Annotated in this window: 19 protein-coding genes; 10 read left to right on the top strand and 9 right to left on the bottom strand. The window is 45.0% G+C overall.

Annotation, left to right across the window (positions count from 1 at the left end):
• The first annotated feature begins 1 nt into the window (after position 1).
• Together aceF and lpdA are read left to right on the top strand one after the other, a co-directional pair.
• Positions 2-1,657 (top strand): dihydrolipoyllysine-residue acetyltransferase, encoded by a 1,656-nt coding sequence (gene aceF / locus LIN78_RS02460; protein ID WP_227178114.1) that lies wholly within the window; start codon positions 2-4, stop codon positions 1,655-1,657.
• A gap of 9 nt (positions 1,658-1,666) precedes the next feature.
• A complete protein-coding gene (lpdA, locus tag LIN78_RS02455) occupies positions 1,667-3,421 on the top strand; it encodes a dihydrolipoyl dehydrogenase (RefSeq protein ID WP_227178112.1) in 1,755 nt (584 codons plus the stop codon).
• A gap of 118 nt (positions 3,422-3,539) precedes the next feature.
• Here the strand turns inward: lpdA and LIN78_RS02450 are convergent, their stop codons facing one another.
• The 6 genes from LIN78_RS02450 to LIN78_RS02425 form a co-directional block, all read right to left on the bottom strand.
• Entirely contained in the window at positions 3,540-4,106 is a 567-nt protein-coding gene (locus tag LIN78_RS02450) for an LOG family protein (protein WP_227178110.1), read from the bottom strand.
• Complete coding sequence (locus tag LIN78_RS02445) at positions 4,103-4,456, bottom strand: hypothetical protein (RefSeq protein WP_227178109.1); 354 nt, start codon at positions 4,454-4,456, stop codon at positions 4,103-4,105. The genes LIN78_RS02450 and LIN78_RS02445 overlap by 4 nt, the downstream gene beginning before the upstream one ends.
• 14 nt (positions 4,457-4,470) lie before the next feature.
• Entirely contained in the window at positions 4,471-5,907 is a 1,437-nt protein-coding gene (gene dnaB, locus LIN78_RS02440; RefSeq protein WP_227178107.1) for a replicative DNA helicase, read from the bottom strand.
• 151 nt (positions 5,908-6,058) lie between these two features.
• Positions 6,059-7,498: a metalloprotease TldD gene (gene tldD, locus LIN78_RS02435; RefSeq protein WP_227178105.1), complete on the bottom strand. Its 1,440-nt coding sequence runs from the start codon at positions 7,496-7,498 to the stop codon at positions 6,059-6,061.
• A gap of 45 nt (positions 7,499-7,543) precedes the next feature.
• The gene (locus tag LIN78_RS02430) at positions 7,544-8,359 is read right to left on the bottom strand and encodes a carbon-nitrogen hydrolase family protein (protein WP_308443941.1); all 816 of its coding nucleotides are present in this window, start codon (positions 8,357-8,359) and stop codon (positions 7,544-7,546) included.
• 41 nt (positions 8,360-8,400) lie between these two features.
• Positions 8,401-12,336, bottom strand: a complete 3,936-nt coding sequence (locus LIN78_RS02425) for a YhdP family protein (RefSeq protein ID WP_444543514.1) — start codon at positions 12,334-12,336, stop codon at positions 8,401-8,403.
• Positions 12,337-12,511: 175 nt separating this feature from the next.
• On the opposite strand from LIN78_RS02425, the gene glnE reads away from it, so the two are divergent.
• The 8 genes from glnE to LIN78_RS02385 all read left to right on the top strand — a co-directional run bounded on the left by glnE (position 12,512) and on the right by LIN78_RS02385 (position 21,818).
• Positions 12,512-15,202 carry a bifunctional [glutamate--ammonia ligase]-adenylyl-L-tyrosine phosphorylase/[glutamate--ammonia-ligase] adenylyltransferase gene (glnE, locus tag LIN78_RS02420; protein WP_227178101.1) on the top strand — a complete coding sequence of 897 codons (2,691 nt, stop codon included), beginning with the start codon at positions 12,512-12,514 and terminating at the stop codon, positions 15,200-15,202.
• Positions 15,203-15,323: 121 nt separating this feature from the next.
• On the top strand, positions 15,324-16,247 hold the full coding sequence (locus tag LIN78_RS02415; RefSeq protein WP_227178099.1) for a branched-chain amino acid transaminase: 924 nt from the start codon (positions 15,324-15,326) through the stop codon (positions 16,245-16,247).
• Between the two features lie 75 nt (positions 16,248-16,322).
• A complete protein-coding gene (locus LIN78_RS02410) occupies positions 16,323-16,526 on the top strand; it encodes a zinc-finger domain-containing protein (RefSeq protein WP_227178097.1) in 204 nt (67 codons plus the stop codon).
• Positions 16,527-16,554: 28 nt separating this feature from the next.
• The gene (waaF, locus tag LIN78_RS02405; protein ID WP_227178095.1) at positions 16,555-17,610 is read left to right on the top strand and encodes a lipopolysaccharide heptosyltransferase II; all 1,056 of its coding nucleotides are present in this window, start codon (positions 16,555-16,557) and stop codon (positions 17,608-17,610) included.
• Positions 17,603-18,016 (top strand): YybH family protein, encoded by a 414-nt coding sequence (locus LIN78_RS02400; protein ID WP_227178094.1) that lies wholly within the window; start codon positions 17,603-17,605, stop codon positions 18,014-18,016. The genes waaF and LIN78_RS02400 overlap by 8 nt, the downstream gene beginning before the upstream one ends.
• A 17-nt stretch (positions 18,017-18,033) precedes the next feature.
• Positions 18,034-18,984, top strand: a complete 951-nt coding sequence (locus tag LIN78_RS02395; RefSeq protein ID WP_227178092.1) for a YheT family hydrolase — start codon at positions 18,034-18,036, stop codon at positions 18,982-18,984.
• Between the two features lie 52 nt (positions 18,985-19,036).
• Positions 19,037-20,416 (top strand): phosphomannomutase/phosphoglucomutase, encoded by a 1,380-nt coding sequence (locus LIN78_RS02390; RefSeq protein WP_227178089.1) that lies wholly within the window; start codon positions 19,037-19,039, stop codon positions 20,414-20,416.
• 166 nt (positions 20,417-20,582) lie between these two features.
• Positions 20,583-21,818 carry an EAL and HDOD domain-containing protein gene (locus LIN78_RS02385; protein ID WP_227178087.1) on the top strand — a complete coding sequence of 412 codons (1,236 nt, stop codon included), beginning with the start codon at positions 20,583-20,585 and terminating at the stop codon, positions 21,816-21,818.
• 71 nt (positions 21,819-21,889) lie between these two features.
• Here the strand turns inward: LIN78_RS02385 and LIN78_RS02380 are convergent, their stop codons facing one another.
• The 3 genes from LIN78_RS02380 to LIN78_RS02370 all read right to left on the bottom strand — a co-directional run bounded on the left by LIN78_RS02380 (position 21,890) and on the right by LIN78_RS02370 (position 23,859).
• Positions 21,890-22,813: a glutaminase gene (locus LIN78_RS02380; RefSeq protein ID WP_227178085.1), complete on the bottom strand. Its 924-nt coding sequence runs from the start codon at positions 22,811-22,813 to the stop codon at positions 21,890-21,892.
• 240 nt (positions 22,814-23,053) lie between these two features.
• A complete protein-coding gene (locus tag LIN78_RS02375) occupies positions 23,054-23,380 on the bottom strand; it encodes a DUF3579 domain-containing protein (RefSeq protein WP_227178083.1) in 327 nt (108 codons plus the stop codon).
• Positions 23,381-23,511: 131 nt separating this feature from the next.
• Complete coding sequence (locus tag LIN78_RS02370; protein WP_227178081.1) at positions 23,512-23,859, bottom strand: RidA family protein; 348 nt, start codon at positions 23,857-23,859, stop codon at positions 23,512-23,514.
• Positions 23,860-23,936: the final 77 nt, after the last annotated feature.

The following is a 23,936-nucleotide window of genomic DNA, read 5'->3' as shown; positions in this document are numbered from 1 at the left end:
GATGAGTACTGTGATTGAACTCAAAGTCCCTGATATTGGGGATTACAAAGAAGTTGAGATCATTGAAGTATTGGTGAAAGTGGGTGACACCGTAGCCGTAGATGATTCTCTAATTACGCTAGAAACAGATAAAGCCACCATGGAAGTACCTGCAGCAACTGCAGGTGTGATTACAGCTATCCATGTCAAAGTGGGTGATAAAGTTTCAGAAGGCAGCTTAATTCTTTCTGTTGACGCAGCATCTTCTGCTGCGGCCCCTGCTCCTGCACCAGTTGCTGCGGCACAAGCGCCAAAAACAGAATCAGCACCTGTTGCCGCTCCTGCAGCGCCAGCACCAGCAGTTGCTGCTAGTGCAGAAATTCGTGTACCAGATATTGGTGACTACAAAGCGGTTGATGTCATTGAAATTCTAGTAAGAGTGGGCGACACCGTAGCACTAGATGATTCGTTGATTACATTAGAAACAGATAAAGCCACCATGGAAGTACCTGCAAGCGTTGCAGGCGTGGTAGAAGCGATTGCAGTTAATGTAGGCGACAAAGTATCTGAAGGTAGCTTAATTCTGACAGTTCGTGCCTCTGGCGCTGCGCCTGCCGCAACCCCAGTTGCTGCACCTGCTCCAGCTCCGACTGCTGCACCAGCACCGGTTGCAGCACAAGCCGCACCGGCACCGAAAGCACCAGCTCAGGTAGCTCCTGCAGCAACAGTAATTGATGAAGCTGGTTTCGCAAAAGCGCATGCAAGCCCTTCTGTACGTAAGTTTGCGCGTGAATTAGGGGTTGACTTATCAAAAGTAAAAGGCTCTGGACCTAAAGGTCGTATTACTGCAACAGACGTACAAACCTTCGTTAAAGGTGTTATGCAGCAAGTGGTAAGTGGTGCATTCAATGCATCAGCACCTGCGGCAACTGGCTCTGGTGTAGGCTTAGATTTATTGCCATGGCCAAAAGTTGACTTCAGCAAATTTGGTACGATCGACAAACAGCCATTGTCTCGTATCAAGAAAATTTCTGGAGCCAACCTACATCGTAACTGGGTAATGATCCCTCACGTGACAAACCACGATGAGTGCGACATTACTGAGCTTGAAGCTTTCCGCGTTCAATTGAACAAAGAAAACGAAAAGAGCGGCAATAAAGTTACGATGCTTGCTTTCATGATTAAAGCTGCCGTTGCTGCACTGAAGAAATTCCCTAGCTTTAATTCAAGCCTAGATGGTGACACCCTAGTCATGAAGAGCTACTACAACATTGGCTTTGCTGCGGATACGCCAAATGGCTTAGTAGTGCCGGTGATTAAAGATGCAGATAAAAAAGGTGTCTTTGAAATCGCTAAAGAAATGGGTGACCTAGCGAAACTAGCGCGTGATGGCAAACTAAAACCTGAGCAAATGCAAGGTGGTTGTTTCTCCATCTCTAGCTTAGGTGGTATTGGTGGCACTTACTTCACACCAATTATCAATGCTCCTGAAGTAGCAATTATGGGCGTATGTAAGTCTTCGACCAAGCCGGTTTGGGATGGCAAACAGTTTGTTCCACGTTTGATGCTACCACTGAGCCTTTCTTGGGATCACCGTGTCATTGACGGTGCTGAAGCTGCTCGCTTTAATGCGTATTTCGGCCAGATCTTGACCGATTTCCGTCGCGTAATGCTATAAGGGGGCCGCATGAGTCAAGTCGAACTACAAGTCCCTGATATTGGCGACTATAAAGATGTAGAAATCATCGAAATTTTGGTAAAAGTGGGTGACACGATTGCCGTAGATGACTCACTCATCACACTAGAAACCGATAAAGCAACCATGGAAGTACCAGCGACAACTGCTGGCGTGGTAAAAGAGCTAAAGATCAAGGTTGGCGATAAAGTCTCTCAAGGTAGCGCTATTTTAGTTGTTGAAGCCTCTGCTTCTACAACGGCAGCAGCAGCGCCAACTGAAGCACCGGCTCCTGTCGCGGCACCAGCTGCGCCTGTTGCGGCTCCTCAAGCTGGTAGTTTTGCGGGTGCTGCAGATGGTGAATACGACATGCTGGTACTTGGTGCGGGTCCTGGCGGGTATTCTGGTGCGTTCCGTGCAGCTGACTTAGGTATGAAAACTGTGATTGTTGAACGGTTCTCTACCCTAGGTGGTGTCTGCTTAAACGTGGGTTGTATTCCATCTAAAGCACTGTTGCACACTACTGCAGTGCTAGATGAGACTCGCCACATGGCTGAACATGGCATCACATTTGCAGAACCGCAAATTGATATCGATAAGCTACGCGGCTACAAAGAAAAAGTGATCGGCAAACTGACCGGTGGCTTAGCTGGCATGGCCAAAGCGCGTAAAGTGGAAGTGGTTCAAGGGGTTGGTACCTTTGTTGATCCACATCACCTGTCTGTTGCCTTGGCTGATGGTGGCACCCGCGTATTGAAGTTCAAGCAGGCAATTATCGCAGCGGGTTCTTCAGTGGTAAATCTACCATTCATCCCACAAGATCCGCGTATTGTTGACTCAACTGGTGCGCTAGAGCTTCGTTTCATTCCGAAGAAAATGCTGATCATTGGTGGCGGCATTATCGGTCTGGAAATGGGTTCCGTTTACTCTTCACTAGGCGCTCGTCTAGATGTTGTCGAGATGATGGACGGCCTAATGCAAGGTGCAGATCGTGACTTGGTAAAAGTTTGGCAAAAGATGAACGAACATCGTTTCGATAACATCATGCTAAAAACCAAGACCGTTGCCGTTGAAGCAAAAGAAGATGGTATTTGGGTAACGTTTGAAGGCGATAAAGCACCAAAAGAACCTCAGCGATACGACATGGTTCTCGTTGCAGCTGGCCGCGCACCAAATGGTAAGAAAATTGGAGCAGAAAACGCGGGCGTCGTAGTAACTGATCGCGGCTTTATCCCTGTTGATAAGCAAATGCGTACCAATGTGCCGCACATCTTTGCAATTGGTGACTTGGTAGGTCAGCCAATGCTTGCACACAAAGCGGTACATGAAGCACATGTTGCAGCAGAAGTTGCACACGGTGAAAAAGCGTACTTCGATGCAAAAGTGATTCCTGGCGTTGCTTATACCGACCCTGAAGTAGCATGGGTAGGCATGACCGAAGAGCAGTGTAAAGCGCAGGGCGTGAAGTACGAAAAAGGCGTGTTCCCATGGGCGGCGAGTGGCCGTGCGATTGCGAACGGTCGTGACGAAGGCTTTACCAAGTTAATTTTTGATGCGAATACTCACCAAATTATTGGTGGCGGTATTGTTGGTACGCATGCAGGTGATTTAATTGGTGAGGTTTGTCTTGCGATTGAAATGGGTGCAGATGCTGTTGATATCGGCAAAACTATCCACCCACACCCAACCTTGGGCGAGTCGGTTGGTTTAGCGGCAGAAGCATTTGAAGGTAGTTGTACAGACCTTCCTCCTGTTCGTAAGAAGTAATTACTATGGGTTCAGAGAGAAAAGATCATTTTCTCTGAACCAAATAGTGGCGTAAACAAAAAGGGCTTTGAAATTCAAAGCCCTTTTTGCATGTTTATCGAAGTATAAATTGGTTACGCTACCCTGTTACCCATTTGGGCGCAGGAGGTTGATAAGCCTTTATTTTACGAACCATATCTTCAATCTCATCCGACACAATTACCATGTCTCGATGCGAGGCTTTCATAAAGCCCTCTTCAACTATACGGTCAATCATCGATAGTTGTGGGTCAAAAAATCCAGCTACATTGAGTAGTCCGCATGGCTTTTGATGATATCCCAATTGTGCCCATGTCCATGCTTCAAAAAACTCTTCTAAAGTACCTGCTGCGCCGGGTAAAGCAATAAATGCATCCGATAACTCTGCCATTCTCGCTTTGCGCTCGTGCATATCTTTTACTACTTCTAGCTGACTAATACCCTGATGCGCGAGTTCTTTTTCCTGCAACGCAACCGGAATAATCCCACAGACTGTACCACCGGCAGCAAGCGCAGCATCTGCCACAGCCCCCATCATACCCACTTTACCGCCACCATAGACGATCTCGATGCTAGATGTAGCAAGAAAATGCCCCACTTTTCTCGCTGCTTCTAGGTAGATGGAATTGTTACCGCCATGAGAGCCACAATAAACGGCAATTCTCATGCATCCTCCAACGAATCGATCTCTACGGTTTCATCGAAGTGATAAAGCAATAAATATTCATCCCAATCTTCTGTTTCCGTGCAAATGACCATTGCACATTGAGACACTGAATCGCCAAACGTCTCGTCTTCTAACACAGACTCAACGATCCAATCCCACAGCTCGCTTGGTTGATCGGTTTCAAACATGAGATTGAGATAAGGGCCATCTTCGGTTTTATCTCCATCAATAGCGCCTGAACGGGAAACAAATGGTAGTTGTTTTGCCGCATCCTCAACATAGGTTTTCAATGCATCTATCGCAAGTGTTGGCGCTAAATCTGGCTGAATTTGAATACAAAAAATCGTCATGCGTCACCTCTCGCTTAGTTATCATCTTCGATAAAGCCACCGCCAGCAAAACTCTCAAATCGAGTATATTTGCCAAGCCAAGTAAGCCGTACACGTCCAACAGGGCCGTTACGCTGCTTACCAATAATTACTTCACCCGTTCCTTTAATCTCTTCTTTATCGGGAAAATAATATTCTTCACGATACATAAAGAGAATCACGTCAGCATCCTGTTCGATCGCGCCGGATTCCCGCAAATCTGACATCATTGGGCGCTTATCTGGGCGTTGCTCGACCGCACGAGATAGCTGAGACAGTGCAACGACAGGCACTTCCAATTCTTTTGCCAAACTTTTCAAAGATCGGGAAATTTCAGAAATTTCCGTTGCACGGTTTTCAGTGGCAGATTTGGTTGAACCTTTCATCAACTGCAAGTAATCGATCACAATAAGACCCAGTTTACCGTCATTGATGCCTTTAATCGCTAGATCACGCATTAATCGGCGACAGCGTGCACGAAGTTCCGTCACCGATAAACCACCGGTTTCATCGATAAAAATTGGGGCTTCATGAAGTTTACCAACCGCATGCGTCAGTTTTGGCCAATCATCATCTTCTAATTTACCGGTACGAAGTTTATGTTGATCTAAACGACCAACCGAACCAATCATACGCATCACTAACTGTGCGCCGCCCATCTCCATCGAGAAGATTGCCACAGGCTTGCCTGATTGCGTCGCGACGTTTTCACCCACGTTTACCGCAAAAGCAGTTTTACCCATGGAAGGTCGACCTGCCACGATAATTAAATCGCCAGGTTGTAAGCCAGAAGTTTTATTATCAAGATCAATAAACCCTGTCGCTACGCCAGTTACATCACTATCTGTGTCTCGGTGATATAGCTCATCAATACGCTCAACCACTTGGGTTAATAGTGTCTGAGTATCTAAGAAACCTTGTTTTTGGCTATTACCGGACTCTGCGATTTTGAACACTGCGGCTTCAGCAGTATCTAACAGTTCATCTGCTTGGCGACCTTCAGGGTTATAAGCTGAATCCGCAATTTCATTTCCAACGCGCGCTAATTCACGTAGCACATAGCGCTCATGAACAATCTCTGCATAGCGACGAATATTGGCTGCGGATGGCGTAGTTTCTACTAATTGTCCAAGATAGTTGAGACCACCCGCATCTTCTAACTTCCCAAGGCGATCTAACTCTTCCGCAACGGTAATCACGTCGGCGGGTTGGTTTCGTTCAATTAATCGACCAATCGAGTAATAAACTAATTTATGACCACTATGATAAAACTCTGCATCATTGACTAGATCAGAAATACGAGTCCATGCCTCGTTATCCAACATTAAACCACCTAGCACACTCTGCTCAGCCTCAATAGAATGAGGAGGCAGTTTTAACTGGGCGATTTGTGGATCTGGGGTTGAAGCAAATGGAGGCTGCATGTTAGTCATAGAGAATACAATCAATACTTAGAAATTCGATGTTCATTATACGCTGATCCCATATTGAGAAAATGGAAATCCAAACTAGATGTTTGTCGTTTTATAAAAATAAAAAAGCCCGATCACTCGGGCTTCTTAGCGCTTATATATCATCAGATAGTTAAGCGGTTCCACCCACGGTCAAGCCTTCTAGCTTCAAAGTTGGCTGCCCCACGCCAACCGGCACACTTTGACCATCTTTGCCACAGACGCCGACACCGGTATCTAGTTGCATATCATTACCGATCATCGTGATTTGGCTCATGGCCTCTGGACCATTTCCGATTAGGGTTGCGCCCTTCACTGGATACATCAATTTACCATTCTCAATTTTCCATGCTTCAGAAGCAGAGAAAACAAATTTACCACTGGTAATATCTACTTGGCCGCCGCCAAAGTTAACTGCATACAAGCCATCTTTTACTGAAGCGATAATTTCTTCTGGATGATGCTCGCCACTTAACATATAGGTGTTCGTCATACGAGGCATTGGTAAATGCGCGTACGATTCACGACGACCATTTCCAGTCGGCTTCATACCCATTAGACGCGCATTCATGGTGTCTTGCATATAGCCAGTCAAAATACCGTCTTCAATTAGGGTCGTACAGCTGGTAGGCGTACCTTCGTCATCCACCGACAAGGAGCCACGACGATTGGCAATCGTGCCATCATCTACAACAGTTACCCCTTTTGCGGCAACTTGTTGGCCGATTTTGCCAGAGAATGCAGAGCTTCCTTTACGATTAAAGTCACCTTCTAAACCATGTCCAACTGCTTCATGCAACAATACGCCTGGCCAACCAGGACCAAGTACAACGGTCATTTGACCTGCTGGGGCTGGACGTGCATCTAGGTTGGTCAGTGCTTCTTTTACTGCGCGTTCTGCATAGCTACGCAATACATCATCTGTAAAGTACGCAAAGTCAAATCGTCCGCCGCCGCCAGCCCCACCTTGCTCACGACGTCCATTTTGCTCGACGATGACTTGAATATTCACTCTCACGAGTGGACGAATATCTGCTGCACGAACACCATCTGCCCTCGCTACAAACACCACTTCGTACTGAGCGGCCATACTGGCCATCACTTGTTTAATGCGTGGGTCTAACTGCCTAGCCATTTGTTCTAGACGCTCTAGTAGTTTTACTTTTTCTGCAGCAGATAAACTAGCGATCGGGTCATCTGGCAAATAGAGTCCAAGGCCATTTACAGTGGATGGCACACCAACAATCCCTTGCCCAACCGGCGCAATAGCACGTGTCGCATCAGCGGCTTGAGTTAGCGCGGATAAACTAATTTCATCAGAATAAGCAAAAGCGGTTTTTTCCCCTGATACAACGCGTACACCAACGCCTTGATCAATATTAAAACTACCACCTTTCACGATGCCTTCGTCTAATGACCAGCCCTCAGTACGGCAGTATTGAAAATAGAGATCCGCATAATCTGCTTGGTGGTGCATGATTCGCGAAAAAGTCTGGTTTAGCGCTTTTTCATCAATTTGATTAGCCAACAAGAGATGTTTTTCTGCTTGGGCAAATAATGAAGAATGAGTCATATTCGTATCTTTATAATTAACTGCTGACAGCCAGCGCAAAATGGATTATTTCAAGACCTGATGTTTTAGTGCAGGTAAATTTTCACGGACAGATTGCAGTCTTGCTGGCTCTAAGGTTGCCATTACCACGCCCTCTCCCTCCGCTTGAATATTCAGTACATCCCCCCAAGGGTCGATCACCATACTATGGCCAAAGGTTTCTCGTCCATTTTGATGCTTGCCACCTTGCCCTGAGGCAATTAGAAAGCACTGGTTTTCAATAGCACGCGTTTTGAGAATTGTTTCCCAATGGGCTTTGCCTGTCGTTTTGGTAAAGGCGGCGACTACCATGAGGATATCAACTTCGCCCATCTGACGGAAAAGTTCAGGGAAGCGGATATCATAACAAATCGATAGTCCAATTTTACCAAATGGGGTTTCTAGGGTAACAACATCTGCACCCGGTTCAATGGTTCTAGATTCATCATAAGACTCTTCACCTTTGGTAAATCCAAACAAATGAATTTTATCGTAACGAGTAACCACTTCACCCGAAGGATTTAACACTAAAAAGCTATTTCTAATTTTCTCAGCATGCGCGCCTTTTAGTGGAATGGTACCGGCAAAAATCCACACCTTCGCTTCTTTTGCCAAATTGGCCAAACAAGACTGAATGACACCGGCGCCGTAAGTTTCGGCAATTTTTACCTTATCTGTATCTTCTTGCCCCATCAAAACAAAATACTCTGGCAAAACGACCAGTTGAGCGCCATCTTTGGCCGCTTGCAAAACGAGTCTTTCAGCAGTCGCTAAATTGGCCATTAATTCTGTACCAGATACCATCTGAATGGTGGCGACTTTGACCGATTGTTGCATGACCATTTATTGTGTCCTATCTAGCAATGTAGGTTGTTATATTGGCTTTACTTAGAAGATGACTTTGAATCTGACTTATTTCCATCGGCCGTTTTCACCACAGATGGATTCGCCCAATCCCCAGAAACATCATACTCAAATGCAACCATCTGTCCAATTGGGTCTTTTAATAATTTCTGGATCAAGAAAGTACCCAAGCCAACCGCAGGATTAGCTAACGCTAAACCAGCCGCAACGGATACTGAATCGCCAATGACAGGTACGACCCTTACATGTAACGCTTGGCTTTCTTTAACTAAATCAACATCGCCCTTCATGGTGACCCCTACCGCTGGGCCAATCAGTTTGAAGTCATCCGTATGCATAATGCCTTGCTGCACTTTGGCGGTAGCTGAAATGTCATCAAACGCTAAGCCATCTGAAAAAACATCTCGGAAATCGAGACTAATTCGTCTAGGTAACGATTGCAAACTCATCACACCCAATAGTTTACCTACGCCAGGATCTACTTTGACAAACTGACCCGATTTAGCAGTTAATGTTAACTTACCAGCTAAGGTTGGCAGGTTTGGTTCAAATGGGCTTCCTACCCAAGCTAACTGCCCATCCAACGTTGCTTTGCCTCGCTTCATTGCGTTTTGAAAACCAAGCCGATCCAGTAACTTCCCAGCATCTTGCGCATCCAAATGGATGTTTACTTTCAAAACGGAATTTGGTGCGTTGTCTTGCCATAAACCATCCATGGTAAGGGCGCCTTCAGGTGTCGTCAGTTTAACCTGTTGCAATCGCCAATCTAGCCCTTCTGGCCTAGCCTGAATCTTGAGTTCGCCTAGTTTTTTATCCCCATATTGGAATTGACCAACCTCAATATCTAACGCTGGTGGCTGCGAGTTGTATTTAGTATCTGAAAGCCCTTTGGTTGTGGTTTCTAATTGCTTAGGAATCGTCACACGATCAAGCTTGGCATATAACAAACCATTTTTTTCGCTTAACCAATCGATCTTGCCTTCTAACTCTTGGGCAGCAACCTTGGCTGACCAGCGAATTTGATCATTCTTACTTCCGTAGCGATATTTTTGAGCGTCAACTTTCACCGCGTGCCACACCCGGTTAGAGACAGTGAGCTCTGGCACACTAATTTGAATATTATTCACCGGAATATCTTGAGCACTAGTACCACTATTTGCGCTTGCGGATGTTCTTGCATTGATCCAATCTAACCAGGCATCTACATCTAGCTTACTGACATCACCCGCCACTTGAATTCCAGAGGTAGAAGGTAAGTTTGGTAAAAGTTGCGATTGTTTTCCGAGATATACCGTCCCTCTGTCTAACACACTGGAATTAGACTTTGACATCTGGAAGCGCAGATTAGTAGAGAGTACATTGCCTAGTTTGGCAGACCATTGAGAATATCCATCTTGGGCCGGTTGACGCTCTATTCGAAGCGGCCAAGCATCTGCTGCAGGTTTTCTTAATGGATAAGGAAGATCGAGTGATAATCCTTTTAGTGTACTTGTTAAAGTAACATTGGTTTTTTGTTTGTTGATGCCGACTTTTGCCTGCCAATCTGTATCGCCAGACATCAGGCCTTTTAAGCTATCACCAAATTGATTGACTAAGGCTGCAGCTGTCATTCTGCCTGTCGCGAACACGCTTACCACCCCATCTTTATCGGTATTCGCCGTAAAACTGGCTAAGTTACCAAGGATAGCCCCTTGGCCTTTCTGCATATCAATTTTACTTTCGGTAAAGTGAAGTTGTCCGGTGGCTCTGTCGATAGGCGGGATATCCGCCAACATGATTTTGTTATCTTTAAAGCTAAGTAAGCCATCCACTTTTGTATTTTCAGCATCAGCCAGTGGAATATCTAGTTTTAGATGAAGGTCTGCATTGCCAGCAAAATTAGCGCCATCTAACAGTTGATCCACCACCTTATTCACGGGGCTTTGGCGGACAAAGTCCATAAACTCATTGGTTGTACCAGTTACCACTCCTTCCACTGTTAACGTGTCGGCATGGCTAAGTGAAGCAATTTTAACGATTGTCTTGCCAACTTTTGTGCCCAGAATGGTGCCACCGTCGGCCTGTACTTCCATGTTATCGCCTTTGAATAACACTTTACCGTGAACATTTTTTAATTCTGGCCAACCCGGTGCGTATGGCATTCTTACATTTTGAGCATCTAGACTAATGGAGAACGTACCTGGTGCTTTATCATAAGGGAAATCGTCTAATCTTCCTGTTAACTGCAGTTTTGCATTAACACCTTCCCCTTCTAGCAATCCGGTTTTCAACCACTCTCTAGCTGCAGGGTCAACAACTAAAGGCAAATACTTCCATACCGCGTTTGCAGAGCCTCTTTTTAATGTCCCGCGTAAATCAATCCAACCAGCCCCTTTAGCCTCAGTCTGGTAACGGCCTGCAAATGTGCCTTCTGCTTCAGGGCCTTTTAATGCAATGCGATCTAAGGTTACCGCCCATTGCCCATTTTGCTTTTCCCAACGCACTCGCGCATCTAATTGATCGGTATTTAATGGAACAGCAAAGACAGATGGCCAATCCAAATGAACTTGTTTACCTTTTACATTGAGTTCGCCATCTTTGTCAGATACGTTTACTGAACCAGAAATGCCAGATAACCCTGGCACATCCTGCCAAGGTTTTGTCACTAACTGGTTAAACTCACCTGAAAGCGTAAATTGCGATAGATTTTTCTCGCCTTTCCAAGCAACCTTCATATCATCAATGCTGCCGCTAGGTGACATCGTCAATAGTGGTTGTTTGATTTGGTCAGCAATCGGCAAAAATTGCGATAGCGTGGCGAGTGGGGCAAGAGGCAAATGTTCTGCTCTTGCACTGCCGCCAGTGATTGTAGAACCCTTCCCACGTTGTAGCGACGCATTCATGGTGAGTGCGGGGAGTGCTGTACCATTAGTGAGGGATAATTTTAAGTTATTGGTAGCAATATCTACCTGCTCTGTGTCCATTTCCCAAGACAACCGTCCGGTTAATGATTTCAGCGGGATCACTTTTGCATTTTTTGATAACTGCGCTTCTACATTACGTAATGCCATATCCAGCGTAGCACTACTTACGCGACCATCTGCCACATTAAACCAAGCGCGAACCCCGCCTTTGCCCTTACTTGGATAAGACGGATGCGCGGCAACGGATGCTGGCAACCAATTTTTCCATAATGGAAGATCGGTTGAATCAAGCCGGACAAATACTTTCCCTTTCCATTCATTAATACGGTTGATATCTCTGCCACGCATATTGGCTCGAATATCTAGCGTAGTAGCAAGTTCTGCAGGCGGTTTTGCAAGTAATAAGAAATCATGTCTAAAGAAGCCGTTTTGCAGCGATAAACTAACTTGTTTTAACACTAATGGGGTTGGTTTACTCTCATCATCCCAAGATAAACTCGCGCCGCGGATATTAATCTCTCCTTGGCGTAGGAGCCAGTTACCCATGGATGAGTTATCAGAAGGATTTTTTTCCTGATTTAACGGAATTCCGGCTAATTCGATGAGTCCATCTTTATGTTTTCTGAAATACAGTTCCGGCGCATCAAAATTTAACGAGCGGAAACGGAGATCAAGCGTAGACAGCGTCCACCAAGAGATCGTCCCTTCTACTTTATCTAAGTAAATCGCAGGTCTTTTTTGCGGGTCGTAAATGGTGAGGCCATAAGTGGATAGATGTGGATTTAGTCCCTGCCAATCGGCCTCTAGCAAAGCAATGGTGACATTCACGCCCATCGCTTGACTGAGCAGTTGCTCTACATTGGGTTTATATCGATTAATATCCGGCAATAACCAGTAGCGAAGCACAATCATGATTGTACAAACGAGGATAACGACAGACAGCACAATTCTTCTGGTCCAACGCCAGATGAATCCGATCAGTCTCAGAAAAAAGCCTGCCGCTTTTTTTTCCGAATACCATCGTTGAAAAGAGTTTTTGATATTTTCGAACAATTAGCGTCCAACCAAATGCTATGCTAGTTTTAATTTGTACTTCGCCGTACATTTCCCTTGTTTGCATTCTACCTGTGAAATGTATGCTTGTAGCAGTGTGACGCAGTGACTTGACGTTAAGTTTCTGCAAAGTAATGAAAATTGACACTTAATAGATCAATTCCCGGAACAAATCATGCCTGAGACACAAAAATTGCTGCAAAAAGCCTGCTCCGTTAGCCACTACGTCACCAGAGTGACTAACATCAATCCAGACTGGACAAGTGAGTTACTGAGTCAAATTGATCAGCCACTGGATACAGAAGTCTTCCAGCGTTGGCAAAGTCAATTTGCCAACCCGAGTTCTGATGAAGAATTTAATAGCCAACTCAGACAATTACGCCGAAAAATGATGGTTCACCTCATTATTCGAGATGTAAATGACTTGGCCAGCTTAGATGAGGTAGTCACCTCGGTAACTCGTTTTGCAGAGTTTACAGTTTCTAGCGCATTGACTTACCACACCAAAAACCTTGAAGCGATTCATGGTGCGCCAATTGGTGAAGAAACCAATACGCAACAAACACTTGCCATTGTTGGCATGGGTAAATTAGGCGGAGCAGAATTAAATGTTTCTTCTGATATCGATTTAATCTTTATTTACCCAGAAGATGGTGACACTACAGGCCCGCGAGTCATTAGAAACGCAGAGTATTTTACTCGCCTTGGTCAACGCATTATTAAATCGCTCAATGATGTCACTGGCGATGGATTTGTCTTCCGGGTCGATATGCGCTTACGTCCGCATGGGGATTCAGGCCCACTTGTCGCTAGCCACGCTATGCTTGAAAACTACTTAGTCACTCAAGGTAGAGAATGGGAACGTTATGCATGGATGAAAGCGCGCATCCTGACAGGAGAAGAATCTGGCTTATACGATTTAATCAAGCCATTTGTTTTCAGAAAATACCTAGACTATGGCGCGTATAGTTCAATTCGGGACTTACATAGCCAAATTCGTCGAGAAGTAAATCGCAGAGACAAAACAGACGATATTAAATTAGGCCCGGGCGGCATCCGGGAAGTTGAATTTATAGCCCAAATTTTTCAATTGATCCGAGGTGGGCGCACGCCAAAACTGCAAGTAAAAAGTACACGGATAGCGCTAACCGAAATTGCCAGCCTAGGCTTGCTGCCAGAGCAAACCGTTGATGAATTAAGTGTGGCTTATCATTTCTTAAGAAGACTAGAGCACCGCATTCAATACTTAGACGACCAACAAACGCAAACCTTACCAAGACAACCAGAAGATCAGCATCGCTTAGCCATGGCAATGGACTGCCCTTCATATGATGCGCTATTAAAAGAATTAGATACACATCGCCATTTAGTTAGCCGTCACTTCGAGCAGGTGTTTATTGCCCCAATGGATAATGCAAGTCATCCACTTGACGGCATTTGGTTAGATTGTGAATCGCAAGAATCAACGAATGATTCTTTAGCAACATTAGGATTTAGAGATCCAGATCAAACCAGGCAACGGCTATGTAGTATTCGAACGAGTCACCGGTATCTAAATTTACCTACCAGTTGCAAACGACGATTCGACTTACTCATTGCACCACTGATTGCAGTAGCCTCTAAGCAACCAATGCCTGACATCACGCTAACCAGATTATTAAGCTTGATGGAGGCAATTAGTCGACGAGAATCCTACCTTGCCTTGTTAGTAGAGCACCCGCAGACACTTCAAAAATTGGCGAATTTGTATGGTGCTAGCCCTTGGGTGTCTGAATACCTCACTAGCCACCCTATTTTGCTAGATGAACTCTTAGATGGCAGGATTCTGTACCAAGCGCAAGATAAAGAAAAACTAAGACAAGAGCTAAATGAGGCATTAGACGAAGTAGCTGGTGACACCGAGCAAATCATGCAAGTCTTACGCCATGTTCACCACACACAGGTATTTCGCTTAGCTGCGCAGGATTTAGCCGGCATGCATTCTGTCGAAGCATTGGGAGACTATCTTTCAGACTTGGCCGATATTATCTTAGAAGCCTGCATACCACGTTGCTGGAAAGAAATTAAACAAAAGCATATTGAAGACCCCAAGTTTGCGGTAATTGGATATGGCAAATTAGGTGGCAAAGAAATTGGTTATGCCACCGACTTAGACATCATCTTTTTATATGATGACGATCATCCTGACGCATCAGAAAACTATGCACGCTTGGCAAAAAGGCTATCGTCGTGGCTAACAACGCCAACAGCAGGAGGAATCGTCTACGAGCTAGATTTACGCTTGCGACCAAATGGCGAAAGTGGGTTATTAGTGTCGAGTGTTGAAGCATTTACTGAGTACCAATCCCGTGCGGCATGGGTTTGGGAACACCAAGCATTAACTCGCGCACGCTTTGTTGCTGGCGATCCATTGGTTGGTCAGCAATTTGATGATATTAAATTGGCGGTTTTAACGAACCATAGAGACATGGCGCCACTCAAAACAGAAGTAATGGAAATGCGCCAAAAAATGCACGATGCTCACCCGATGAAGGAAGGGATGTTCGATGTAAAGCATGATGCGGGTGGGTTAATCGATGTTGAGTTTTGTGTTCAGTACTTAGTGCTTGCGCTTTCGCCCAAACACCCTGAGTTAACACGCAACAGTGGTAATATTGCCCTACTGAATGTGGCTGGGTTGCAAGGTATTTTGCCGCCAGGGGTTGCACTCGCCGCAAGTAATGCTTATCGCACCCTAAGACATCAACAACATATACTGAGGCTAGCAGGTCAACAAAACAATCGCATCCCGGAAGAAAACCTCTATCAAGAGCAACAAGCAGTAAAAACCTTGTGGCAACATGTTTTTGGCGAGGTACGGGCCTAGACCCCGTACACGGGATGACTAAAACGCGCTACAATCAAGACTATTTAACGCTTAGCCTCAAATTGGCAAGCAAAACGAGTAACGCTCATTTTAAATACCCTCGAGGAACAGGAGACACAGAATGTCGATGTCCGACCGTGACGGCTTAATTTGGTATGATGGCAATATGGTACCGTGGCGCGATGCGACCACGCATGTACTAACACATACCCTACATTACGGCTTGGGGGTATTTGAAGGTGTCCGCGCGTACAACACGCCTCGTGGTCCGGCTATTTTTCGTTTAAAAGAACATACAGAGCGCTTGTTAAATTCAGCCAAGATCTTGGGCATGAAAGTCCCGTTTGATCTGGAAACACTGATGGAAGCACAAGTAGCAGTGGTTAGAGACAATAACCTAGAGTCTGCTTACTTGCGTCCATTTGCATTTTATGGCTCAGAAGCGCTTGGCATTTCTGCAAAAACACTATCAGTGCATGTTGCTGTCGCAGCGTGGACTTGGGGTGCTTACCTAGGCGCCGAAGCGCTAGAAAAAGGCATTCGCATCAAAACCTCATCATTCACCCGTCACCATGTGAATGTAACGATGTGTAAAGCCAAAACCTCTGGCAACTATGTTAACTCCATTCTTGCGTTCCAAGAGGCGAGCAGCCTTGGCTATGATGAAGCCTTGCTACTAGATGTAGATGGTTTTGTTGCTGAAGGCTCTGGTGAGAATATCTTTATTATTCGTAAGGGTAAAATCTTTACACCAGATTTGACCTCTGCTTTAGAGGGTATAACCAGAGATACCGTTGTTCAACTAGCCAATGAAATGGGGCTTACTGTGGTTGAAAAACGCATCACTCGTGATGAAGTATATACCGCTGACGAAGCCTTCTTCACTGGTACTGCCGCAGAAATCACGCCAATTAGAGAGCTAGATGATCGCCAAATTGGTAATGGCTCTGCAGGCCCAGTGACAAAAGCATTGCAAAAACTATTCTTCGATGCGGTACAAGGCCGTGACGATAAACACAGCGATTGGCTAACCTACGTTCGCTAATTGATAAAATAAATTCGATTACATGCCATCCGACAGCATAGGATGGCATTTGCTTTATATTGAAGGAATTCACAAATGTCATTGATTGAAAATACAAAACGCTCAATTGAAGTTACGGCTGAGGATTTACCACTACATTGCCCAATGCCAAATATGGAAAAATGGAACGCGCACCCTCGCGTCTTCTTAAAAGTAGAAAAAACGGGTGAAGCACTTTGCCCGTACTGTGGTACCCACTACACCTTAAAAGGTGGCGCGCTTCAAGGCGGACACCACTAAGCCATTCAGAACAGATAAAGTTCAGCACGTGTACAAAATTCTGATCGTAGCCCCAGCTTGGGTGGGGGATACTGTATTAGCCCAACCGATGATGTCAAGGTTGCATGAATTGCACCCAGAGGGATTGCAGCTAGATGTACTGGCACCCGCATGGACAAGACCATTACTTTCTCGGATGCCAGAAGTTCATGCGACTTTTGACAACCCATTTGCCCATGGTCAAATTCGGTTAAAAGCACGCTTCCAACTTGGCCGCTCTTTGGCTGTCCAAGGCTATGATCAAACAATTGTTTTACCCAATTCGCTAAAATCCGCGATTGTTCCTTTTTTTGCCAGTATCGGAAAGCGAACCGGCTTTAAGGGCGAACAACGATATGGTCTACTGAACGATCTACGTCAGCTAGATAAAACCGCATTGCCTACCATGGCAGAACGTTTTGCTTGGTTGGCTGAAGATAAGTCAGCCTCTCCACTCCCGGCTTCCGCTTTAAAACAACCAAAATTAACCAGTACACGGGCGCAACAACTCAGCACATTATCTGCACTTGGTCTTTCTGATGAATTACCCGTGTTAGTGTTATGCCCTGGCGCAGAGTATGGCCCAGCCAAACGCTGGCCTTCGCAACACTTTGGCAAAGTGGGGCAAGATGCGATTGCGGCAGGCATGCAAGTTTGGTTGTTGGGATCAGGAAAAGATAGTGAAGTTGCCGAAGAAATACGTCAGACTTGCCCAGAGGCCATTAACCTTTGTGGCAATACCTCTTTGACGCAAGCAATTGATTTAATTGCCGTAGCCAGTCAAGTCATTAGCAATGACTCTGGGTTAATGCATGTCGCGGCTGCTTTAGATAAGCCGATGGTAGCCATATATGGCTCTAGTAGCCCAGACTTTACCCCGCCTCTTTCTGCTAAAGCCAAATTAGCCCATCTGGCTTTAGAGTGTAGCCCCTGTTTTGAACGCACCTGTCCATTAGGACATTTAAAGTGCTTGGAAGATTTGGCGCCCAACATTGTTTGGCAAAAATTAGAGTTTATTCAGAACAAAAAAGGACAGCCGCCTAAAACGGCTGAACAACATGCCTGATACTTTTTCTTCTCCGCTAGATTTGGAAATCGCTTTTTACGAATCGTTTGAACGTCGTGATTTACGTACCATGATGTCACTATGGGCGGATGATGAAAGAACGTATTGTGTTCACCCTGCTGGCCATTGTATGAATGGGCTTGCAGAAATTCATGCTGGCTGGGAAGGATTGTTTCAACACATGCCGGCGATGCATGTGCATATCCAAGACCGTAAAATTGTCCAAGCCCCCGGTTTAGCTATTCACCATGTCACCGAAATGGTGTACCTCGATAGTGATGAAAGCCAACAGCACTGGGTCTCAGCAACCAATGTTTTTATTCTCACCGAACATGGCTGGCGCCTATTAGCCCACCACGCCACACCATTGTTAACTGGGAATGTCGATAGTCCTGTCCTTCACTAAGTTTTGGTGGGTCAGACTTGAGCTTTCTTTCTCATCTCGACACGATCATTCCAGCGAAACTGGCGAGAAAACCAACGATCTCACTCACAAGAGAAGTCTGGAGTACGCCAGATAATGATCGTATTGCGGTGGACCATAGCTCGACCCAATTAAGTGGAAAGCGCCTTGTCCTGTTTCATGGATTAGAAGGCGGAAGCAGTAGCCATTATGCAAAGTATATTGTGGCTAAGCTTCAGCAAGTGGGTTGGGCAGTTACCCTTCCCCATTTCCGTACTTGTGGCGAACTCGCAAATCTACAGCCAAGAGCTTATCACGCAGGCGATTATGAAGAGATTGGTTGGATTATTCAGCAAGTTGCCAATCAATTTCGTCCAACTGAACTTTATGTTGCAGGTGTCTCTTTAGGCGGCAATGCGCTGTTACATTGGCTAGGCAAAGCGCCTCACCTTGCGCACCAACTTGTCAAAGGCGCTGCAGCGATTTCAGCCCCAATGAACTTATTAAAAGCAGGAAACGCACTCAATATTGGCTGGAACAAAAAGCTATATGGCAATTATTTCTTGTATTCATTAAAGCCGAAAGCATTGGCAATTATTCGTCAACACCCGGCATTATCATCCCAATTAAATGTAGGCAAAATTGAAAATGCCACCACGATTGGTGAGTTTGATGAATACTTTACTGCCCCGCTGCATGGTTTTAAAAGCGTAGATGACTATTGGGAAAAGGCGAGCAGTTTACCGCTTTTAAAGCAGATATCTGTCCCTACTCTTTTATTAAATGCGCTAAACGACCCTTTTATTCCAGCAGACTCATTACCCTCTAGTAACGATGTATCGAGTTTGGTTACCCGCCAATTTCCGGCAAGAGGGGGCCATGTTGGATTTCAAAAAGGTTGTTTTTTAGCAAAGCAAAATAATGCTTTGCCCGATATCGTACTCAATTATTTTCATTCCCTGCCCAACTAAGTGGGTACTACAAATTTCAAATTTAAATTTAGACAAATTTCACGGAGTACACATGACAACCCTCGCAAGAGAAATTTTTAAGGCTTACGATATTCGTGGAATTGTAGGCAAAAATTTGACGGAAGAAGTGGTTGAGTTAGTTGGACAGTCGATTGGCACTGAAGCCGTTGAAAAAGGAGTTAAGGCAATTGTGATTGGTCGTGATGGCCGTCACTCAGGCCCTGCGTTTGCCAAAGCACTCGCCAAAGGGATTCAGTCCACCGGCACCAACGTGATTGATGTAGGCTGTGTTGCAACCCCTATGACGTACTTTGCGGCGCATCATCTAAAAACCTACTCTGCAGTCATGATTACCGGCAGCCATAACCCACCAGACTACAACGGTTTGAAAATGATGTTGGCTGGTGAAACGCTCGCAGGCGAGCGTATTCAGGCGCTTTATGAGCGAATCGTCAACAAAGGGTTTGTGACAGGCAATGGCAGCTATGAAACCACCAGCATTACCGATGCTTATTTAGATAATATTGTTGGCCATATCCAATTAAAACGACCACTCAATATTATTGTAGATGCAGGTAATGGCGTGGCAGGTGCGTTTGCGCCAACCTTATTTAAACGACTTGGATGCACTGTCACCGAGATGTTTTGTGAAGTTGATGGCAATTTCCCTAACCATCATCCTGATCCAGCCAAGCCAGAAAACTTAGTCGATTTGAAGAATGCACTAGCCAACTCTGATGCGGAATTAGGTTTAGCTTTTGATGGCGATGGCGATCGTCTTGGCGTTGTAACCAAATCAGGTGAAATTATTTATCCTGATCGTCAAATGATGTTATTTGCAGCAGATATTTTGGAAAGAAATCCTGGCAGCGAGATCATCTTTGATGTGAAGTCTAGTGGTTTACTCGGCAAATGGATTAAAGATCATGGTGGTAAACCACTCATGTGGAGAACGGGTCACTCTTTCATGAAAGCGAAATTGAAAGAAACTGGTGCGCCATTAGCGGGTGAAATGAGTGGCCATATTTTCTTTAAAGAGCGTTGGTTTGGTTTTGATGATGGTATTTATGCTGGCGCACGCTTGCTAGAAATTCTATCTGCCCATGCAAACCCAACAGAAATCTTAAATAATTTGCCACAGTGCCCATCTACACCTGAACTGCATATTGATTGCAAGGCAGAAGGTGAACAACACGCACTGATTGCCAAATTATTAGAAGTCGCAGACTTTCCTGAGGCAGTTGAAACCATCAGCATTGATGGGCTGCGTATTGAGTTTGAAGATGGGTTTGGACTAGCACGAGCATCCAACACAACCCCTGTTGTGGTGATTCGTTTTGAAGGTCATACAGAAGCGGCTTTACAGCGTATTCAAGCTCGCTTTAAAGAAGAGCTGCTCAAAGTAGATAATTCTTTAACATTGAATTTCTAATCAAATTACTTACTGGTTTTTACCCACTTTTTCCCATTCATTTAACAATACGCAATATTTCACCATATTGGGTAGTTGAATGAATGGGATTATGCTATTTTGATTGCAGCAGGCTGATTGATTGCAACCGCAATGAATCCTCTCCTGAAGTAATAAAAGATCACCCATGACTCATCAACCCTTCTTTCTCGGACGACAGCCTATATTAAACCGACAAGGTGAACAGGTTGCCTATGAACTCTTATTTCGTTCAAGTCACTTTAACAGCGCAGATATCACCGATGACGTTTCTGCTACGTCTAGCGTCATTCAATATGCTTTTTCTGAACTAGGCATTCACCATGTACTAGGCAAACATAGAGGTTTTATCAATATTTCTCGCGATTTATTGATGTCTGATCTGATTGGGTTGCTACCGAAAGAACAGGTTGTTTTAGAGTTGTTGGAAACCATTGAGTTAGACTCGGAAGTCATCGCCCGCTGCAAATATCTGAAACAAGAAGGCTTTACCTTAGCCTTAGATGATGTCGTCCAATTAGATAAACGTCTCCCTGATATTTTACCGTTTATTGATATTGTGAAATTGGATTTACTTGGAATTGCGGATCACAAACTAGGCACTATTGTAGAGTTTTTGCGCAAACAAAAAGTTAGTTTGCTCGCAGAAAAAATTGATAATGCCAAACAGCATCAGCGTTGTATGGAGTTGGGTTTTGACCTTTTCCAAGGGTATTACTTCGCTAAGCCGACGATGTTAGAAGGTAAAAAGAGTAGCACTTCTCACATTGCCCTGCTCACTTTGCTAGGCTTGGTGATGCGGGATGCCGAAGTACATGAAATTGAGCAAGTCTTTAAGCGTAACCCAAACCTTGCGGTCAATTTGATGAAAATCGTGAATTCAGTTGGTTCTGGGGCGAATCGGCAAATTGACACGCTATCTAGAGCCCTGATTATTCTTGGCAGGCAGCAATTAAAGCGCTGGATTCAAGTGCTGATGTTCTCATCTGGTGATACAGGGAATAGCCTTGAGAATAATCCACTTATGCTACTAGCCAGTGTTCGCGGCAAGCAAATGGAAATTCTAGCAGGCAAATTAGGGCTTCATTCTGAGCAGCAAGACCAAGCATTCATGATTGGTATTTTTTCTTTACTCGACGCATTATTTCAACAACCGCTAGTAGAGATTATTACGCCGCTTAATTTAGACCCGGCAGTGCATAATGCGCTGATACTGCGAGAGGGTGAATTAGGACGTCTTTTGTTACTAGTCGAGGAAACAGAAAAGCGTCTAGACATGGTGTCCGGTGAATTACCCGTTAATCTGAATGAAGCAGATTTACTCAGCGCAGAATTGCAAGCACTTGAGTGGGCAAATCAATTAAACCAAAGTAATCCATCCTAAATGTAGTGGTAGTTTGTATTTGCACTCAGCCAGATCGCAAACCCAAACTCCCCCTATCTATTAATTATTAATTAGAAAATAGAACGTCCTGTTAGCGTAGTAAAGAGTTCTAATGCCTTTCCACCAGCTAATGAGTTTCCATTTTCGTCTAGGCCTGGCGACCACACGCAGATAGAGGCTTCACCGGGTAGCAAAGCAACAATACCGCCGCCGACACCACTCTTTGCAGGCAAGCCAACGCGGAAAGCAAAGTCACCCGCTGCATCATAAGTGCCGCATGTCAGCATCACTGCGCTAATGCGCTTAGAAGCACTCACACTGAGTAATCGCTCTCCACTCATCGGCACTTCACCGTGATTAGCTAAAAACAGCGCTGCGCGAGCAATTTCTTCACAAGACATGGTGACTGAACATTGATGGCAGTAGCTGTTTAGCACAATATCTACTGGTGACTTTAAATTACCAAAGCTCTTCATCAAATGCGCCATCGCGGCATTTCGTGATGAAGTCGCTATTTCGGACTGTGCCACGACCGTATCGAAATGGATATTGGTTAATCCAGTTAGCTTTCGCATGAATTGCAAAAAGGCAATTTCCGCTTGTACATAGTGGCTGCTTAGCACATCTGTCACCACCAAGGCACCCGCATTGATAAACGGGTTTCTTGGTTTGCCTTGCTCGTATTCCAGCTGCACTAAGGAATTAAATGGATTGCCAGAAGGCTCTCTTCCCAATCTTTGCCAAAGCTCATCACCTAATAAGCGAAATGCCATGGTCAACGTAAAGAGTTTCGACATACTTTGAATCGAAAAGCGCTCTTCCGCATCGCCAACACTAAAAGTTTGGCCATCTACCGTTTGAACAGACATGCCAAATTTTCCCAAAGGGACAGAAGCTAAGGCGGGAATATAATCCGCAACCTTTCCTTGCCAAGTTAATGGCGAAACTTCAGCAGCAATGGTTTCTAAGATGTTTTGATAATCATAGGTGGCCATACGTTTTTCTCTCCTAGGGGGAAAGAGACAATAAATGGCAAATAACGCGACGGCAATGGGGAAAACTACGGTGCTGGTATTTTTCTCTGCATACTTGGCTACCGGGATTCACGCACACTTTTTTAAACTATAGTTCACTAGATAAAAAAAACGCCTGGTTAATCCAAGCGTTTATTTTTGGCATATGAGCCATTTGATTGCAAATACAATCGGATACATGACAAGTTAGTTGCAAGTCTATTAAGCAGCAGTATCACCCGCTTTACCACTCGCTTCTAGCTCTGTCATTAGGGTACGACAGTCCACTACTTTCAAATCATTGTCTTTGGCAAATGCCATGATGAAAGCAAACACTCGTGGATTAATTTCTTCCAACTGGCGATCAACAGCGACACAACGCACGCCATCTAAAGTCATTGGACGAACATAAGGTGAATAAGACATCTTTTGATCCCATCCGAAAGTGGACAAGATGCCAGACAGACGCTCCGCCCAATCACTTGGTCGGAACTGGCGGCCATTTGACGTTAGGCCTTGAATAATAATTTCATAAGGGTTGCAAATCATGCGGGCACGCGTACTCGTTAGGGTTTGACGTTATATTTATTGTTTGCGTCTTTTTATACTATTTTTTATTCATTGCGCAATGGTACTTCCCCCAATTCACCATTGCACAAAACTGGTATCTACGCAGTTGGTTAGCGAGCTGCTGTAATGACTAGCTCTACTTTATAACCTGGGTCTGCTAATTCTGCTTTCACACAAGCGCGTGAAGGAGCAGAACCTTCGGGCAACCAGCTATCCCAAAGTTCGTTGAACTCTGCCAGATAACGCATATCTGTCAGATAAATAACCACTTGCAACAAGCGTGTTTTATCACTGCCAAAACCAGCTAAACGCTGCTCTACGCTGGCTAACACTTCTTTAGTTTGGGTTTGGATGTCGGCGTGCAGAGAATCAGGCACTTCAACAAAATACGCTGTCTGACCATGCAGTACGACATCAGACCAACGCTTGGTCACCCCAATACGTTCAATTTGGCTCATGCTGTGCTTCCTGAGTTAAGTCTAGACTACAAAAGGCCGATCTGCAAAATCGGCCCTCTTGGAAAGCCCACGAAGAC

This window comes from Leeia speluncae (assembly GCF_020564625.1).
Taxonomy (GTDB): Bacteria; Pseudomonadota; Gammaproteobacteria; order Burkholderiales; family Leeiaceae; genus Leeia; species Leeia speluncae.
This window is presented reverse-complemented; position numbering and strand designations above follow the sequence as displayed.

Bases quoted from the DNA above. Each gene is read 5' to 3' on its own strand.
- aceF (WP_227178114.1), top strand. From the start codon at position 2: ATGAGTACTGTGATTGAACTCAAAGTCCCTGATATTGGGGATTACAAA.
- lpdA (WP_227178112.1), top strand. From the start codon at position 1,667: ATGAGTCAAGTCGAACTACAAGTCCCTGATATTGGCGACTATAAAGAT.
- LIN78_RS02450 (WP_227178110.1), bottom strand. From the start codon at position 4,106: ATGAGAATTGCCGTTTATTGTGGCTCTCATGGCGGTAACAATTCCATC.
- LIN78_RS02445 (WP_227178109.1), bottom strand. From the start codon at position 4,456: ATGACGATTTTTTGTATTCAAATTCAGCCAGATTTAGCGCCAACACTT.
- dnaB (WP_227178107.1), bottom strand. From the start codon at position 5,907: ATGACTAACATGCAGCCTCCATTTGCTTCAACCCCAGATCCACAAATC.
- tldD (WP_227178105.1), bottom strand. From the start codon at position 7,498: ATGACTCATTCTTCATTATTTGCCCAAGCAGAAAAACATCTCTTGTTG.
- LIN78_RS02430 (WP_308443941.1), bottom strand. From the start codon at position 8,359: ATGGTCATGCAACAATCGGTCAAAGTCGCCACCATTCAGATGGTATCT.
- glnE (WP_227178101.1), top strand. From the start codon at position 12,512: ATGCCTGAGACACAAAAATTGCTGCAAAAAGCCTGCTCCGTTAGCCAC.
- LIN78_RS02415 (WP_227178099.1), top strand. From the start codon at position 15,324: ATGTCGATGTCCGACCGTGACGGCTTAATTTGGTATGATGGCAATATG.
- LIN78_RS02410 (WP_227178097.1), top strand. From the start codon at position 16,323: ATGTCATTGATTGAAAATACAAAACGCTCAATTGAAGTTACGGCTGAG.
- LIN78_RS02400 (WP_227178094.1), top strand. From the start codon at position 17,603: ATGCCTGATACTTTTTCTTCTCCGCTAGATTTGGAAATCGCTTTTTAC.
- LIN78_RS02390 (WP_227178089.1), top strand. From the start codon at position 19,037: ATGACAACCCTCGCAAGAGAAATTTTTAAGGCTTACGATATTCGTGGA.
- LIN78_RS02385 (WP_227178087.1), top strand. From the start codon at position 20,583: ATGACTCATCAACCCTTCTTTCTCGGACGACAGCCTATATTAAACCGA.
- LIN78_RS02380 (WP_227178085.1), bottom strand. From the start codon at position 22,813: ATGGCCACCTATGATTATCAAAACATCTTAGAAACCATTGCTGCTGAA.
- LIN78_RS02375 (WP_227178083.1), bottom strand. From the start codon at position 23,380: ATGATTTGCAACCCTTATGAAATTATTATTCAAGGCCTAACGTCAAAT.
- LIN78_RS02370 (WP_227178081.1), bottom strand. From the start codon at position 23,859: ATGAGCCAAATTGAACGTATTGGGGTGACCAAGCGTTGGTCTGATGTC.